At 43.4% G+C, this 15,796-nt stretch carries 12 protein-coding genes and 2 pseudogenes; 6 read left to right on the top strand and 8 right to left on the bottom strand.

The annotated features are described in order from the left end of the window. Positions 1-53 precede the first annotated feature (53 nt). From rnr to AC4CU3_RS11150, 5 genes are read left to right on the top strand one after another with little or no spacing between them, the layout of a single operon-like run. Positions 54-2,492, top strand: coding sequence for a ribonuclease R (gene rnr / locus AC4CU3_RS11170; RefSeq protein ID WP_279043862.1), 2,439 nt, complete (start codon positions 54-56; stop codon positions 2,490-2,492). Positions 2,493-2,550: 58 nt separating this feature from the next. Continuing rightward, positions 2,551-3,432, top strand: coding sequence for a VanW family protein (locus tag AC4CU3_RS11165; RefSeq protein WP_279043859.1), 882 nt, complete (start codon positions 2,551-2,553; stop codon positions 3,430-3,432). 52 nt (positions 3,433-3,484) lie between these two features. After that, positions 3,485-5,527 (top strand): M3 family metallopeptidase, encoded by a 2,043-nt coding sequence (locus AC4CU3_RS11160; RefSeq protein WP_279043861.1) that lies wholly within the window; start codon positions 3,485-3,487, stop codon positions 5,525-5,527. Positions 5,528-5,579: 52 nt separating this feature from the next. After that, positions 5,580-5,792: a YheV family putative zinc ribbon protein gene (locus AC4CU3_RS11155; protein ID WP_171262515.1), complete on the top strand. Its 213-nt coding sequence runs from the start codon at positions 5,580-5,582 to the stop codon at positions 5,790-5,792. A gap of 12 nt (positions 5,793-5,804) precedes the next feature. Beyond that, positions 5,805-6,224: a hypothetical protein gene (locus AC4CU3_RS11150; RefSeq protein ID WP_004691270.1), complete on the top strand. Its 420-nt coding sequence runs from the start codon at positions 5,805-5,807 to the stop codon at positions 6,222-6,224. A 424-nt stretch (positions 6,225-6,648) separates the two neighbouring features. Here the strand turns inward: AC4CU3_RS11150 and AC4CU3_RS11145 are convergent. From AC4CU3_RS11145 to AC4CU3_RS11120, 6 genes and pseudogenes are all read right to left on the bottom strand, one after another. Then, positions 6,649-7,188: pseudogene (locus AC4CU3_RS11145) on the bottom strand (TRAP transporter large permease subunit); the annotation flags it as partial. A 140-nt stretch (positions 7,189-7,328) separates the two neighbouring features. Next, positions 7,329-8,931 (bottom strand): annotated as a pseudogene (locus AC4CU3_RS11140) (TRAP transporter large permease subunit); the annotation flags it as partial. A 182-nt stretch (positions 8,932-9,113) separates the two neighbouring features. Continuing rightward, positions 9,114-9,686, bottom strand: a complete 573-nt coding sequence (gene rrtA, locus AC4CU3_RS11135; protein ID WP_279043858.1) for a rhombosortase — start codon at positions 9,684-9,686, stop codon at positions 9,114-9,116. Between the two features lie 71 nt (positions 9,687-9,757). Continuing rightward, positions 9,758-10,795, bottom strand: coding sequence for a hypothetical protein (locus AC4CU3_RS11130; RefSeq protein WP_094148505.1), 1,038 nt, complete (start codon positions 10,793-10,795; stop codon positions 9,758-9,760). A gap of 520 nt (positions 10,796-11,315) precedes the next feature. Further along, positions 11,316-11,702 (bottom strand): protein YgfX, encoded by a 387-nt coding sequence (locus tag AC4CU3_RS11125; protein WP_078389882.1) that lies wholly within the window; start codon positions 11,700-11,702, stop codon positions 11,316-11,318. A gap of 5 nt (positions 11,703-11,707) precedes the next feature. Beyond that, positions 11,708-11,965: an FAD assembly factor SdhE gene (locus AC4CU3_RS11120; protein ID WP_004977895.1), complete on the bottom strand. Its 258-nt coding sequence runs from the start codon at positions 11,963-11,965 to the stop codon at positions 11,708-11,710. 192 nt (positions 11,966-12,157) lie between these two features. Between AC4CU3_RS11120 and AC4CU3_RS11115 the strand changes: the two genes are divergently transcribed. Beyond that, the gene (locus tag AC4CU3_RS11115; RefSeq protein ID WP_078389883.1) at positions 12,158-13,330 is read left to right on the top strand and encodes an acyl-CoA dehydrogenase family protein; all 1,173 of its coding nucleotides are present in this window, start codon (positions 12,158-12,160) and stop codon (positions 13,328-13,330) included. A gap of 35 nt (positions 13,331-13,365) precedes the next feature. Here AC4CU3_RS11115 and AC4CU3_RS11110 read toward each other — a convergent pair whose 3' ends face one another. Continuing rightward, entirely contained in the window at positions 13,366-14,157 is a 792-nt protein-coding gene (locus AC4CU3_RS11110; RefSeq protein WP_490738201.1) for an alpha/beta fold hydrolase, read from the bottom strand. A gap of 138 nt (positions 14,158-14,295) precedes the next feature. Continuing rightward, entirely contained in the window at positions 14,296-15,786 is a 1,491-nt protein-coding gene (locus AC4CU3_RS11105) for a flavin-containing monooxygenase (protein WP_078390003.1), read from the bottom strand. Positions 15,787-15,796: the final 10 nt, after the last annotated feature.

Here is a 15,796-nt window from a genome sequence, read left to right as displayed (position 1 = left end):
TCTGTCTTCGCATGACTTATGCTAATCCTATCTACTGACATACAGCCAAAGACATTATGAAAAATTGGGTCGATCCTGAAGCAAAAGCTGAAGCTGAACGTTATGACAACCCTATTCCGAGCCGCACGCTCATTTTAGAAACCATCGAAGAAAAAAAGACGGCGTTATCGCATGCGGACTTGGTCGAAATTTTTGAAATTGCAGATCAAAAAAGCATTGAAGCACTCAGCCATCGCTTAATTGCGATGGTTCGTGATGGTCAACTGATGAAAGATGGCTTCAAGTTTCAAATTGCCGAAGAGCAACCTGAACATGAAGCAACGGTTTACATCAACAGTAAAGGCTTTGGCACGGCGAATATTGCAGGGCATGAAGACTTACTTCTACCTGAACGCGAACTGCGCCAAGTGTTTAATGGTGACCGTGTTAAAGTGCGTCAAACCTCAGTAGACCGCAAAGGTAAAGCTTGGGGCTTTATTACTGAGGTAGTGCAACACCGTGTGAAGCAAATTATTGGTAAAGTATCAATACATGATGGTGAATACTTTATTCAGCCAGCAAATCCGAATGCGCACCAACCGATTACTTTAGAAAAAGAATTAATCGAACACGCACAAGTCAAAGTGGGCGATTCGGTTCGTGTCGCAATTGATGACTACCCAACCAAAGATGAGTTGGCGACAGGTCATATTGTGCAATCGATGGCAGACAAGGCCGACACTGAAATTATTATTCCGCAAACCATTTTAGAGTTTGGTTTGCCATATGAGTTCCCAGAAGAAGTGATTAAAGAAGCAGAAAGCTTTAAAGAGCCTTCAGCGCAGGACCGTGAAGGTCGTATTGACCTACGAGATTTAGCCTTAGTCACTATTGATGGTGAAGATGCACGCGACTTCGATGACGCAGTCTATGCAGAAAAACGTCCAGGCGGCGGTTACCGTGTGGTGGTGGCCATTGCAGATGTGAGTCACTATGTCCGTTCAGGCAAACCACTAGATGATGAAGCTCAAGAACGGGGTACATCGGTGTATTTCCCTCACTTTGTTTTACCGATGTTGCCTGAAGCTCTTTCGAATGGCTTATGTTCACTCAATCCGCATGTAGACCGTCTATGTATGGTCTGTGATTTAAACCTGTCACGTGCCGGTCGCGTCACCAAGTTTGAGTTCTACCCGTCTGTGATGCACTCAAAGGCACGTTTAACCTATACCAATGTTGCCCAGTACTTTGAAGGCGACAGCAGTGCCATTCCAGAAGACCGTGATGTTCGCAAATCCTTAAACACCCTGTTCCAACTTTATCAAGTCCTCAAAGGTTTACGTGCAGAACGTCATGCTATGGAATTTGAAACCGTTGAAACCTACATGACCTTTGATGAACTGGGCGGCATTAAGGAAATTTTACCGCGTACGCGTAATGATGCGCATAAACTGATTGAAGAATGTATGTTATTGGCAAACGTGGCAGCGGCTGAATATGCGCTACAACATGATGTGCCAATGTTATACCGTATTCATGAACCACCTGAGTTTTCACGTATTCAAAAAGTACGCGATTTTGTCAAACTGCTCGGTCTACCGTTCCCAGAACAGCCGACTCAGAAAGACTACCAAGCCGTGATTGATGCAACCAAAGATCGTATTGATGCTCCAAGTATCCATGCCGTGCTGTTACGTTCAATGATGCAAGCCTACTATGGTGCGAATAACGCAGGTCACTTTGGTTTGGCATATGAAGCCTATACGCACTTCACTTCCCCAATTCGTCGCTACCCAGACTTGTTGTTACACCGTGCGATTAAAGCCAAGTTAAAACATAAACCTGCACCTCTTTCAGGGGCTGCTTTGGATGATGCTGGTCAACATTTCTCAGCGACTGAGCGTCGTGCAGATGAAGCGTCTCGCTCTGTCACCACATGGTTGAAATGTCATTATATGCAGCAACATTTAGGTGAAGAGTTTGTCGGCACCATTTCTGCCGTAGCGGAATTTGGTCTATTTGTCACGCTCAAAGACTTATATGTTGACGGCATGATCCATGTCAGCCAACTAGGCGATGACTACTTTGTCTATGACCAACCAAGTCAGAGCTTGATTGGGCAGGCACGCGGTCAAAGCTTTAGCTTGGGCGATGAAGTGAAAATCAAAGTTGCAGCAGTGAATTTAGAAGATCGCAAAATTGATTTTGAATTATTGCAGCAACTCTCACATGGTGGTCGGCCCATACGTAGTCGAGCACCCCGTGTTGGTAAAGCCAAAACAGCACGAAGCGAAAGTAAAGGAGAAGTCTTCAGCGAGTCGACAAACGCCTCTCCCAGTAACAGCGGAGACCAGCCCATACGACGCAAAAAAGATAAATCCCAACCTAGCTCCTACAGCAAAAAGCCTGGTAAAAAATCTTCATCAAAGTCTGAAACAAAGGTTAAAGATAAAGTGAAGAAAAAGGCTAAACTTAAAAAGAAAAAATCAAACGCAAAAGCGAAAACTGAGTAAATGATGAAAAAGGTGCTAGGGCTTAATGTGTCCTAGCACCTTTTTTCATAGGGCCAACATGAATTTTTTGCGTTTATTTTTAAGCAAACCCATCAGCCAATATCATCCCTTGCTTTACTTCATGGCCACGCGTAGCCGACGTATGATGCGCTATTGGCAATGGAAAACAGATGGGAAAGACTACGCACATTCATTTTCTAACGCTCCTTTGGCTTTTCGCGTCAAAAAGCATCAGTCCGTTCTGTTTCGTAAATTAGGCGACATCGATCAGCACTGGCAACACAATAAAGTCATCAATCTCAAAATTGCCAGTCCGTGTATTTCTGGGATTTTAATCCACCCACAACAGACTTTTTCTTTTTGTCAGTTGGTAGGACAACCAACAGCTCAAAAAGGCTATGTTGAGGGAATGGAACTCAGCTTTGGTCAAGCACGCGGTGGTATTGGCGGCGGTATTTGCCAAATTGCCAATCTCATTCACTGGCTTGTCTTGCATAGCCCATTGCAAGTGGTACAGCGTTCACAGCACTCCTTTGACCCTTTTCCAGATCATGGTCGTGTACTTCCATTTGGTAGTGGCGCTGCAATTTTTTATAACTATATTGATTATCAAATTTACAACCCCACCCCGCATAGCTTTCAAATTCGGCTGTGGTTTAGTGAGAAATGCCTAGAAGGTGAACTGCGTTGCTCAGTCGATTTAGGCTATGTCTATCACGTGTTTGAACAACAGCATGCCTTCCTAAAAATCGGGACGGACTACTACCGACAAAACGAAATTTGGCGACACCGCAAAGAAAAATATAAAAGCGGTGAAATCTTAGCAACTGAATGTATGACCCGTAACTTTGCCAAAGTGCTTTATCAGCCCTCACGCATTGATCAGCACTACCCTTCATGGGCTGAATTTCAAGCGGCGCAAAACATCAAAACCAATTAAAACTTGATTTCCCAGTGCATCACCCTTACATCTAGTGATAACTGAACTTTTAATTTGGCTTAAACGCATGACATTAGAAAAAGCAACCTTGCCTGTTCCACAGTTTGATCAAATCACCTTAGTACAACTCCAACAACAGATCGAACAAGCCATTCAACAGGGTCAAAGTTTTTTAAAAGACCTGAGCGAAGTCCCTGAATCGATTCAGGCACAGCTTGCGGTCTTAGAACAAGTCGATCATTTAGAAAATAATATGAGTGAAGCATGGGGCGTACTGTCCCACCTCAATGCGGTGATGAACAATGCTGAAACTCGTGAGGTATACCAGTCACTATTACCAAGCTTAAGTGAATACTATACCGAGTTAGGTCAACACACAGCGCTGTATCAAACCTATCAACACATTCATGATGCTGCACAATTTGATCACCTGCCTGAAGCCCAACAAAGTGCGATTAAACTTGCACTGCGCGACTTCAAACTGTCTGGGGTGGCTTTAGAAGGTGAAGCCAAAAAACGTTATGCAGAAATCTCGGCACGCTTATCACAACTATCGTCCGACTTTTCCAACCATGTTCTTGATGCTACACAAGCCTATTTCAAACCTTTAGCGGACCACGAACTGGCAGGATTACCCCAAAGCAGTGTAGAGCTATTAAAACAATATGGTCAGCAGCGCGAACTGGATCAACCCGTTGCCACTTTAGACTTCCCGTCATATTTGGCGATTATGACCTACGCGGAAAACCGTCCTTTACGTGAAGAGCTGTATCGTGCCTATACCACACGTGCATCAGATCAGTCTGAACATGCTGAGTTTGATAACACCGCGGTGATGGAAGAAATCTTAAGCCTACGTCAGGAAATGGCTGCACTGTTAGGTTTCAATAATTATGCCGAGCTTTCATTGGCCAGCAAAATGGCGCCAAATGTAGCCACCGTAGATCAGTTCTTACGTGATTTGGCTGAACATTCACGTGCCCCTGCGCTCAAAGAAGTGGCGGAGCTGAAAGCCATTGCCGCTGAAGATGGCATTGAGGATTTAAAACCGTGGGACAGCACGTATTATTCGGAAAAATTGAAAGTCCAACAGTTCAATTTATCTCAAGAAGCACTCAAGCCCTACTTCCCTGCACCCAAGATTTTGCAGGGCTTATTTAGCATTGTGAATCGTCTTTATGGGATTCAAATTGTGGAGCGTGAAGCCCCCGTTTGGCACTCAGATGCACGTTATTTTGAACTAGAAGATCAAGGCACAGTGGTCGGTGGATTCTACTTTGACCTCTATGCGCGTCAGGGCAAACGTGGTGGCGCATGGATGAGTGGTTTCCGCTCTCGCACCCAAACAACGCACGGCCTACAAAAACCGATTTGCTATATGGTGTGTAACTTTACGCCACCTGTGGGGGATCAAGCAGCGTTGCTGACTCATGATGAAGTGATTACCTTGTTTCATGAATTTGGGCATGGTTTACATCATATGTTGACTGAAGTTGACAATATTGCAGTTGCGGGGACACACGGCGTGGCATGGGATGCGGTAGAGTTACCAAGCCAATTCATGGAATTTTGGGCATGGGATACTGAAAGCTTAGACCTGCTCAGTGCACATATTGAGACTCAAGAAACCTTACCAGAAAGTCTACTGAAAGCCTTACTGGACGCACGTTTCTTCCAATCCGGCATGCAAAGTTTACGTCAAATCGAGTTTGCCCTGTTCGACCTTAGCATTCATAAAGCAACCCCTGCTTTGAAAGCGGATCAAATCCAAGCCACCTTAAACCAGATCCGTGCACAATATGCTGTTTTAGAGACCACGCCTTATAACCGCTTCCAGCATAGCTTCAGCCATATTTTCGCAGGCGGCTATGCAGCAGGTTATTATTCTTATAAATGGGCGGAAGTTTTGGCCAGTGATGCCTTCGATCGCTTCGAAAATGAAGGGATTTTTAATACTGCCACTGGAAAAGAATTTCGTCAGTTTATTCTAGCAGTTGGCGGAAAAGATACAGCGCTTGATGCATTTATCAATTTCCGTGGACGCGAGCCAAAAATAGATGCTTTACTTCGTCATCAAGGTTGGACGAACCGCTAAAAAAGTGAGTAAACTAGGCGCCTAAATTGTTCAGAAGGTAAGTCTAATGACTATTAAACGTCGTTTCATTGCAGGTGCAAAATGTCCTAAATGTCAGGCGATGGATCGAGTTGTTATGCTTACCTCGAATGACGATGAATGGATTGAATGTATCGACTGTAGTTATTCTGAGAATCGTCCAACTCATGTAGACGAGCCTCAGATCCCCGCTATCCCTGACGAGGTTGGGGTCATTCAATTTAAACCACGTCAATCCAAAGAATAAAGGTTGAATCGAATGTCGTCCGTACAACACAACAACCCTAAATTACTCTGGGGTATTACAGCAGGTTTAGTCGCAATCATTGCGATTTTTGCACTTTATCAATGGTTGTTTGCTGCACAAGAGTCTGCAACACCGATGCACCAAGCGGAGTTGATTCAACCGACCGTGAAGGCGCTTCCAGAAGCTGAAAAAGCAGCTTCGACCGCCATGGCTGACAACACCATTAAATTGGTCGAAGAAGATATTTTAAAAGCACCTGTACCTGAAAATGCCTCACTTGCCAAAGAAGAAGTGGCGAAACTGGACGATATTCAAAGCCAGTTGAAGGAACAGGAAAAGAGCTTGCAAGCACAGCACAAAGATGCCGATGAACTGGTAAAGCTCAAAGAAGAACAAATTAAACTGTTAGAAGCCCAATTGGCTGCTCAGTAAAATACGGTTATTATTTTAAAGACGTTAGCCTATCGACTGATACGCTAACGTCTTTTTTTGCCCTGCTGCTTCACCCACCTATTCAATCAGCGCAAAGCCATTACACAACTCATCATCTCTTTTAAACTACCTCCACTAATAAAGTCTCTAGTCGCTATACATCACAACCCCTAGCTCATGCCAAGGATATCTTTTAGATGGACTTTATTTGTCGATTGGCTCTTATCATTGAGCCTAAGTACGGGCTGATTTTTTAAGATAGGATGCTTAGCAATATCGTTGTACTTTGATTTGATATAAGTGACGATTTGAGTGGGTAATTCCTAGAAAGAAGCTATTTTCTTCAGAAGTATCTCCAATAACTCCAAAACATAAAAAAAGCATCCGAAGATGCTTTTTTTATGGTCTAACTCAAGTTCACAACTTAGTGATACCAGCCAAATAACTTAAAGAAGTATGGAACATAAGCAATGATCAGCATCGCTGGGAACAACACGATCAAGGGTAAAATCCAACGTTCATAACGATAATAGAAAGACAAATGACGCACTTCCTCATCGGCCTCATTCACCTCGGCATCACCAATGGATTGTCTTGCTAAAAGATGATTAAGGGCCACAGGTGGTGTCACATAGCCCAACTCAAAGCCAATCAAGGTGATCATCCAAAAATGGACAGGATGAATACCATATTGATAGGCCACAGGCGCAACTGTCGCAGAAATCAAGATCACGGCGCCAAACGGATCCATAATCATCCCAACAAAGACCATCAACCCCAAAATCAGACTAATAACCAAGAACGTACTGTTAATATCAGTTGGGAAGAAACTCATCACCTCCGTACGTTCAAGCAATCCGCCCACGCTGACTGACAGTGCCATTAAAATGACCAAAGCACCGATATGTCCAACGGTTTCACTGGTCGAGATATGCATCGATTTCCAAAAACCAACTTGGCGTAATACATCCATGGAACTAGATTGAACCACCCCATGATTCACCACCTGTCCATCATCTGCAGCATTGCCATGTAGCCCTTCACGGTATTCTGCATGGGCAACTTGTGCACCCGCTAAAGCAGGCTCACCACCCGAGTTATAATTTGCGCTGAGTGTCTCATCCCAATGCCCCACAGCAGGCAAAGGCGCAGGCTGATGACGTAATTTATCAAACAACACGATCATCAATAAAATCACAGGCATCATCACGGGTGCAGTAAATTCATTTAGGTCAGTGTCTAATAAGAATTTATAGAACATCCACGTGAGGACAAAAATCACGATATAAGGCACAACTGCTAGGAATGCGCGCCCTGATTTCGGTGCGGCCAAACTCGGTGCCGCGATGCGGAATTTACTCTCTGCAAAGAAGAGTGAAACTACTAAAAACAGTGTTGAGGTCAGTAAGAACGTGTAAACACCATATTGATAAAGCAGGTCCGTCGTGACTTCTTTGTTTAAGGAAGCCACCACGACAATCAATAAGCATGGACGCAAAACTACACCCAGCGAACCCGACATTGCCGTTGCAGCCAAAGCAAACTGACGACGTCCACCTGCATTCCAGACTTCTTTATAAATAATCGCCCCTGCTGCAATCACAAAGATCCCCGATGCACCGGTATATGCGGTCGGTAAAGCCGCAGCGATTAAAATCAACCAAGTTAAAGTTTCAGGCGCCAAATTCCATGGACGCAAAATATTTAAGAACAGATCCACGACACGAGTTTGTTTCAACAACATACCCGCCCAAATAAATAGGGCTAAATTCAGGAAAATACTGGAGAATTCAACCAGCTGTCCCAAGTAAATCCCTTGCCCCATGGGGTAGTCCATGAGGAAGATAAACGCCACACCCGTAATCACCGCCATGTAGGCATACAGAGGCACACTCAGGAAAGCAAAGCCTAGACGCCCGCCGGCTTTGGCCTCTTTCGGTGGGCTAAACAGCTGCCACACACTTATCAAGGTAAGTACCGAAAACAGAATCATCCACAGCCAATAAATCAGCTGGGTTTCGCCATTCATCGGTACACCCGAGTCTTTGACTGAGTTAAATTGGCTAATACTCGAGTAAGTCAATAAACCATTACCCAGTGTCATCAGTAGGCTATAAACTCGATAATCCAGCTTGGTTGCAGGGCCACGCAAACCAATATGATGGATTTTTAAGGTGGCACTAATCGCAGCTAAAACCACCATAAAAATTAATAGAATGGCGCGATTTTCTGTTCCAAACTTAAAAATACCAAAAAAAGTGGTTTCAAAATTACGATAGGCACGGATACTTGGATGTGCCTCCATATGTTGCATGGCTTTATCATAAAACTGATACTTTTCTTCACACTGCTGCACACCTGCCAAAATGGACGCACGCACATCAGCCTCCGAAGCCGTACCAAAAAAGTCTGCGAACTCATCTGCAGCGTTGGCTTGCATTTGAGTCTTGACCAAAGCATCCACATTCGGCTGACGATTACACTCTGGCTTGGCTGGCTCTGCCCTTAAAAAAGAGTACTGCATACCCGTGGCTGGATCGCCATATAAGCGCTCACCCATACGCAGTAATTGGCCATGAATCATTTCACCTGTACCAATTAACAGCGTAAGTAACAGTAAAATCAGAATGACAAAAGTAGAAATCCACTCGGTCCATATATACTTCAGCAGATCGAGTCCTGATCTGCGCTGTCCATGATTCTGCATGTTGTTTCCTATTTTTATTACCGTTCTGTCCAGCGTTATGCACCGCAGAACCTGTCGTTTTAGTCGGCTCGAGCTTGTCCTTTCTCTCTGCCTTTAGATTTTTGTTTTGTTTATCTTTGCATCAAATTTATATTTTTGAATATGACAATCTGGATTTTCTTTTTAGAATTTAGGTCAATCCTCTATTCATCAAATAGATTCACCCCGATTAAATACAAAGCTGCAATCACAATTCCCCAGATCACGCCCAACAAATGTGCTTCAACCAAAACTGGACTCCCGATCAGTTCAGCCGTAGCACTCTCGCCAAAGGTATTTTCCCAAATCAATTTGCCTAAAATAAGAAACAACACCAAACTCGCAAATATCCGTTCTTTACGGTATAGCAAATGGACAATGGCTATGGCAGTGAACATTCCATGCAGCACACCAGACAGCCCTGCATAAGCTTCAATATCCGCCAGAAAATAATAAAAACTGAGACTAATCAACGGCGGTAAAATCAGCAATAACGCCACAAAATGCCAGACACGTGCCCGTGGAAAAATAAAAGGCAAACACATAAAAGCCAGCATATTGAGTGCAAAATGAATCCATCCCACATGCACCCAGTGCGCGGTCCACAAGCGCCAAATTTCAGGAAAAACATCCACTCGCCAATAAATAAATTGATCTTTAAAAATCTGTAGGCATGCCGAGATCGACACGACAAACGCAATCAAAATGATTTTTCGATTCAGAAATTGATCATGCATCACATGTCCTTATCGTGTTGCTCATTTATTTATTGTTATTTTTTCTGCGCTGCGGCTCAGTTTAAAATTGGTTAACTTTCACTAAACAACTCATCTAGCTCAGAGCGGTCTTCTTTTTCATCCCAGAAATGCGCCATACCACCATCCCCAGTTCGTGTCCCCGTGTGTTCAGTCCAATAACGATCTGAAATCCCCTGAACCATACTCGAGGCCATACTATCAATCAGTTTAAATTGTGGATTGCTCTGTTTTTCATCACTATAAGAAGCCGCATAACTTTTCAATGCATCACGAATCTTGGCATCGTCACCACTGGCTTGAGCCGCTACAGCATACATTGCATGAGATAAACGAACCCCTTTTTGCTCTCCAATTTGCATCGATTGTTTCAAGGTCTGATATGGATCAGGTTTACCTTCACCCGCACCTGGCAATAAGGTCCAAATCACCGCACGTGTTGCATTCGGTGCACCCCAAAACTTTTCATTGTCTAGACACACCATCCCACGTTCAACAATAGCCGCAATGTCTTTAGGAACATTGACTGCACCACCTGAGTTAATATCATTGGTCATGGCTTGTAAACCACTCAACATCCCCAGCATATATACAGTTTGATCCAAATCGCTGTTCATTTTTGGACAGCCTTCGCCCAATGGTTTCTTATATTTCTTTTCCCAGCGGTTTTGAAAAAGTTGATAACCAGTATATTGCCGTTGTGCTGCTGTCGCCGCCCAACGCTTTTGTTCAATTCGAGCATCCTGTGCTTCAGAGACATTGCCTGCTTTCGAGGCACGCAAATAACGTAACTCTGCCTCAAGCGCCTGATTCTCCGCACAAATACCTGATGCTGAATAAAGTAGAACCGCCACACGAGTTGGATCTGCCCCCATGTCTTTGGTCGACATAATCGCAGGAGTCAAAGCATTGCCTGAGTTACACACCATCTCAGCGTCTTCCATGGCTAAAATAGGCGGTACTATATGTTTTTCACTAAACCCAAGCGCAACATTGGCACCTGTTTTAACCACTTGTGAACAACCCGAAAATAATAAACTTGTAAGCGCTACAACAGCCACACCTTGGCCTATTTTTTGGACTTGCGACATTTTCCTGTCCTCTATTTGTATAATTGTATGTGTCCATGCTGACAAACATAGCAGAAGCATTTTCCGAAGAAAAGAGTATTTACTCTAAATCAGATCACTACTCTGCCATGAAATAAAAAGCGGAAAATTGACTAAAATGACGCCTCAACTTTTTTTTAGGCAAAAAAAAGTAGCATAGCGACGGTTCGGCACATGCTACTTATCAACTGGGAAGCCTAGCTAGGCTTTATTTGGTGCAAATCGTTCCTTCAGCACAGTTCCTAATCGTCCTATAACAATCGCTAACACAATTGCTACCACTAGAAACATCCAAGTTGGGATCATCATACGATTTTCCTTGTTTGCTGTTGGTGATTTGAATGTACATTTTAAGATCAAAAAACTGTAGGAAAGTTGTCTGACAATCCAAAAAAGCACATCAGTTTCTTCAGATATGTCAGACAAAGTAAGACTTCATATATTTATACTTATTATTTTTCAATTACTTAATTAAATTTCGTGAGTTAAAATTGTCCAACAATTATTGCATTTTAGTGAGTATTTTCAGAGCTTTCCATTGTGTGATGGGTAACTGATCACACCAAACCAACATCGGTTTTGCTCTAAAGTGTTGAAAATAAATCACAATATAAGCACGATGATCAACAATATGGCTGATTTGCACTCGTTGCACATTGGTTTGTTTCTGAAGTGACAAAGACCAATCACGGCCATCTAAATGCTGAAGCTGAAAATGTCGCGGCCCACGTAGAAAAAACAAATACAGCACAAAGCCTGCAACCAAAGCGATCAGCCACACTCCTAAAGGAAGTAGCTGATACAAGACCAGCATCAGAACGGCATAAATCGACAACTGAAACACATAAGCCAGACGGCTGGGTTTAAGCTGAAAATGACGATGTTCCATTGCACTTATCCGTGTACATAATGCTTTAATTTTTGAATCAAGGTTTTCATTTCAGGGCGTGGCGGCTCAGAGACTTCCATAAACCAATCCAACAAATCTGGATCTTCTTGTTCAACCAAGGCAGCAAACATGGCCTTTTCCGCAGGATCTGCCTGAAGATAATAATTTTTCACATAAGGGTCAAAGTACACATCAATTTCTTTTAAACCACGACGTGCACGGTAGATTACTTTACGTTCCTCTAGGCTCATTTCTTCAGTCATTACATTCCCCAAATTAATTGAAACGGCTTAGTTTAACCGATCACACCGCCCTCGCCACTAGTTAAATGTCGCAATTTTAACAACTGGCAAAACTCATCAAAAAATCAAATAGATTTGAGCATTCAGTCCATTGTCGCATGTCCTGCTTTTCACTAATCTCTTAGCAAAATAACAACATCAGGATGAGCTTCCATGCAATCAGGCGCAATTCGCCCGTTACACAATATGCTGCCGCGTAACTTATTTAATGCTGAACATGAGGCATTTCGAGAAACTGTTCGAAAGTTTTACGCCAAAGAAGTCGTTCCGAATATTGAAAAATATGAACAACAACAACATGTCGATCGTGAACTATGGAATAAAGCAGGTGCCATGGGACTACTGTGTGCCACTATGCCTGAGGCTTATGGTGGCTCGGGTGTAGACCGCTTGTACAGTATGATTTTGATTGAGGAACAAGCCTATGCCATGGATTCCTCGACAGGGTTTTCACTACACTCTGACATTGTCGCGAACTATATCAATAACTTTGGTAGTGAAGCACAAAAACACTATTGGTTAACGCGGATGGCTTCGGGTGAAACCGTCACCGCCATTGCGATGACTGAACCTGGCACAGGCTCAGACTTGCAAGCGGTACGAACAACAGCTGTTTTAGACGGGGATGACTACATTATCAATGGCTCTAAAATCTTCATTACCAACGGCTATCTCTGCGATATGGCGATTGTGGTCTGCAAGACAGGCGACAGTGAAAAAGGTTCAGCCAATCTCTCATTAATCATCGTTGAAGCTAATCGTGCAGGATTCAGTAAAGGTAAACCCCTCAATAAAATTGGAATGAAAGGACAAGACACCTGCGAATTGTTTTTTGATCATGTGCGCGTGCCTAAAGAAAACTTGCTCGGGATGGAGGGCATGGGCTTTATGATGCTGATGAAAGAACTGGCTTGGGAGCGCATGTTGGTGGCCATTATCTGCCAAGCGGGGGCAGAAGCAGCACTGGCGCATACCGTTCAGTACACCAAAGAGCGTAAAGCTTTTGGAAAAGCGATTTCAAGCTTTCAAAATACCCGCTTTAAACTGGCGGAGTTACGTACAGAAATCGATTTTTGCCGCGCTTACCTCGACTGTTGTATGCAATTGCAACTGGAAGAGAGTCTCGGCATTGATGCCGCAGCGGCTGCCAAATATAAAATTTCCGAGATGTTTTCTAAAGTTGTCGATGAATGTCTACAACTACATGGCGGCTATGGGTATATGCTAGAATACCCGATTGCACGAGCTTATCTAGATAATCGAGCCAATCGCATTTATGCAGGAACCAATGAAATTATGAAAGAATTAATTTCCCGTTCACTCTAAGATCAAAAAGCCCCTCTTTGGATGGGCTTTTACTTTTAACAATGTGCTTGATGAAACTCCGCAATCAAGGCAACCACCAACTCTGGCTGCTCTTTATGTGGCATATGATGTAGATCTTCTAAAATGTGCAGCTCAGCCTGTCCAGACACCCCTTCAAAAATCTGCTGAGGTTGTCCAGTACTGCCATATTCATCCAGTTCACCATGAATAATCAACGTTGGACAACACACACCATCAATCACTCTGGCCAAATTCCAATCTTGAAAAGCGGGCGATAGCCATGTTTCAGTCCATGCATCAAGCACCCACTGCGCCTTTTCTGGGTGATACCTCTCCAAACGCTCCATTTGTCCCGCTTGTTGAAAGCCAATTTTTGCTTCACTTATCCCCTTCAGTGTCAGTGCTTCAACCGCATACTGTGCAGAGATTGAAATTAATCCTTGGCAACGCTCTGGATAAGCCGCAGCAATCGCAACAGACATCCCCCCACCCACGCTATGCCCTAGAATGACAAAGTGCTGTATCGAAAAATAATCCAATACAGCTTTAAAGGTCTGTTCTGCTTCAGTGATGACAAAACTATGTGCCAAGGGCTGTGTACTCGCATCAGATAAACCAAAACCCAATCGATCATAGGCATAGACCACTCGCGCAGTCGCTTGTGCCAGTTGGGCAGGAAAATCTCGCCACAAATCCACACAACCTAATGAATCGTGCAATAAAATAATCGGAGCTACAGCGTGATCTGCTGCATCAGTGTGCCATTTTTTAGCATGAATCATGTTTGACGCAGATGGGACTTGGTAACTTTGTTCTAAGATATTCAAAATATTCCCTATTCTTTATCTTTTAAGTTTTTAAAATCATCCACCAGTCCTACAGTTTAAGAAAGTAAAAACAGAACACCCTAAAGTCATTTCCATAAAAAAGGAGCGTTACGCTCCTTTTAAAATCAGCTACTCAGCTTAAGACACCAGTTTAGGCTTCTGATTCAATGCTGCATCACGTTTAGCAAATTTCAGTACTCCATCCTCAAAAGAAGCACTTTTCAAAGTCTTACGATCCGCAAGATAATTATTGCTGACTTTCCATGGCGCATGTTTACCCTGTTTTGGCATCACATTGGCAGCACGTGCAATATAACCCGAGCTTAAACTGCCCATGACCGTATCATCCATCAGCTCTGTCGCGTCCCCTTTCGGGATCACTTCAGCCCACTGCTTTTGATCCATATAGTTGAGTAAGCGGCAAATATATTCAGCTGCAATATCCACTTTCAAGGTCCATGACGCATTAATATAACCAATAATCATCGCCATATTCGGTACATCACTGACCATCACGCCCTGATACAACATATGTTTAGAAGTATCTAACGGTTTGCCATCAATCGTTGCTTGTATACCACCCAAGATTTGAATTTCTAGACCTGTGGCTGAGACGACAATATCTGCCTCTAAATGCTGGCCAGACTTTAATTGAAGGCCCGTTTCAGTAAAACGTTCAATCTGATCTGTTTCAACACTGGCTTGGCCTGAACGAAGAATTTTAAATAAATCACCGTCTGGCACCACACATAAACGTTGATCCCAAGGATTATATTCTGGGGTGAAGTGTTTCATATCCACTTTACCTTTGAGCTGCATCTTAATCGACTGGAGCAGCAGTCGGCGTAGCAACTTCGGTTGCTTCTGCGCCAGTGCATAAATCCCACGTTGCATCCCAATATTACGTGCGCGAGTCAATTTATACGCCACATCTTCAGGCAATACTTTACGCATTTTGTCATATACAAAATCGATCGATGGCACCGAGGCAATATAGGTTGGAGAGCGTTGTAACATGGTGACATGCGCCGCTCCACCTTTGGCCATCGCAGGCACCAGTGTAATCGCTGTCGCACCACTACCAATAATGACGACTTTTTTACCTGTATAATCTAATTTTTCAGGCCAAAACTGTGGATTTACAAACTCGCCTTTAAATACTTCTTTATTTGGAAAATCAGGTTGGTAGCCTTGGTCGTAGTTATAATAGCCTGTACAGCCAAACACAAAATTTGCAATCCAGTTTTCTTTTTTGCCTTTTGCATTCTCAATCACGACCTGCCACTTTTTCTGAGCAGAATCATAATTGGCGCTAAGTACTCGATGTTTAAAATGAATTTTTTCTTTGAGTTTCTGTTCATCAATGACTTCCGCTAAATAGCCCTTAATCGAAGAACCATCTGCCAAAACGCTGGCTTGTTGCCACGGTTTAAAATTAAAACCAAAGGTCGACATATCTGAATCAGAACGAATACCTGGGTATTTAAACAAATCCCATGTTCCACCAAAGCTGTCACGACGTTCAATAATTTCAAACGAACGTTGTGGACAATGCTTGGTTAAATGTGCCGCAAGGCCAATGCCTGAAATACCTGCACCTACAATGAGCAGATCGACGTGCTTATCCATGTTATTTTTA

Source organism: Acinetobacter sp. 802_lipA (assembly GCF_058242885.1).
The sequence above is the reverse complement of the archived record's forward strand: the minus strand, read 5'-3'. Positions and strand labels throughout refer to the sequence as shown.

Excerpts from the sequence above, each read along its gene's own strand:
- AC4CU3_RS11125 (WP_078389882.1), bottom strand. The coding sequence starts at position 11,702 with ATGGAACATCGTCATTTTCAGCTTAAACCCAGCCGTCTGGCTTATGTG.
- AC4CU3_RS11130 (WP_094148505.1), bottom strand. The coding sequence starts at position 10,795 with ATGTCGCAAGTCCAAAAAATAGGCCAAGGTGTGGCTGTTGTAGCGCTT.
- rrtA (WP_279043858.1), bottom strand. The coding sequence starts at position 9,686 with ATGCATGATCAATTTCTGAATCGAAAAATCATTTTGATTGCGTTTGTC.
- AC4CU3_RS11165 (WP_279043859.1), top strand. The coding sequence starts at position 2,551 with ATGAATTTTTTGCGTTTATTTTTAAGCAAACCCATCAGCCAATATCAT.
- AC4CU3_RS11150 (WP_004691270.1), top strand. The coding sequence starts at position 5,805 with ATGTCGTCCGTACAACACAACAACCCTAAATTACTCTGGGGTATTACA.
- AC4CU3_RS11115 (WP_078389883.1), top strand. The coding sequence starts at position 12,158 with ATGCAATCAGGCGCAATTCGCCCGTTACACAATATGCTGCCGCGTAAC.
- AC4CU3_RS11105 (WP_078390003.1), bottom strand. The coding sequence starts at position 15,786 with ATGGATAAGCACGTCGATCTGCTCATTGTAGGTGCAGGTATTTCAGGC.
- AC4CU3_RS11120 (WP_004977895.1), bottom strand. The coding sequence starts at position 11,965 with ATGACTGAAGAAATGAGCCTAGAGGAACGTAAAGTAATCTACCGTGCA.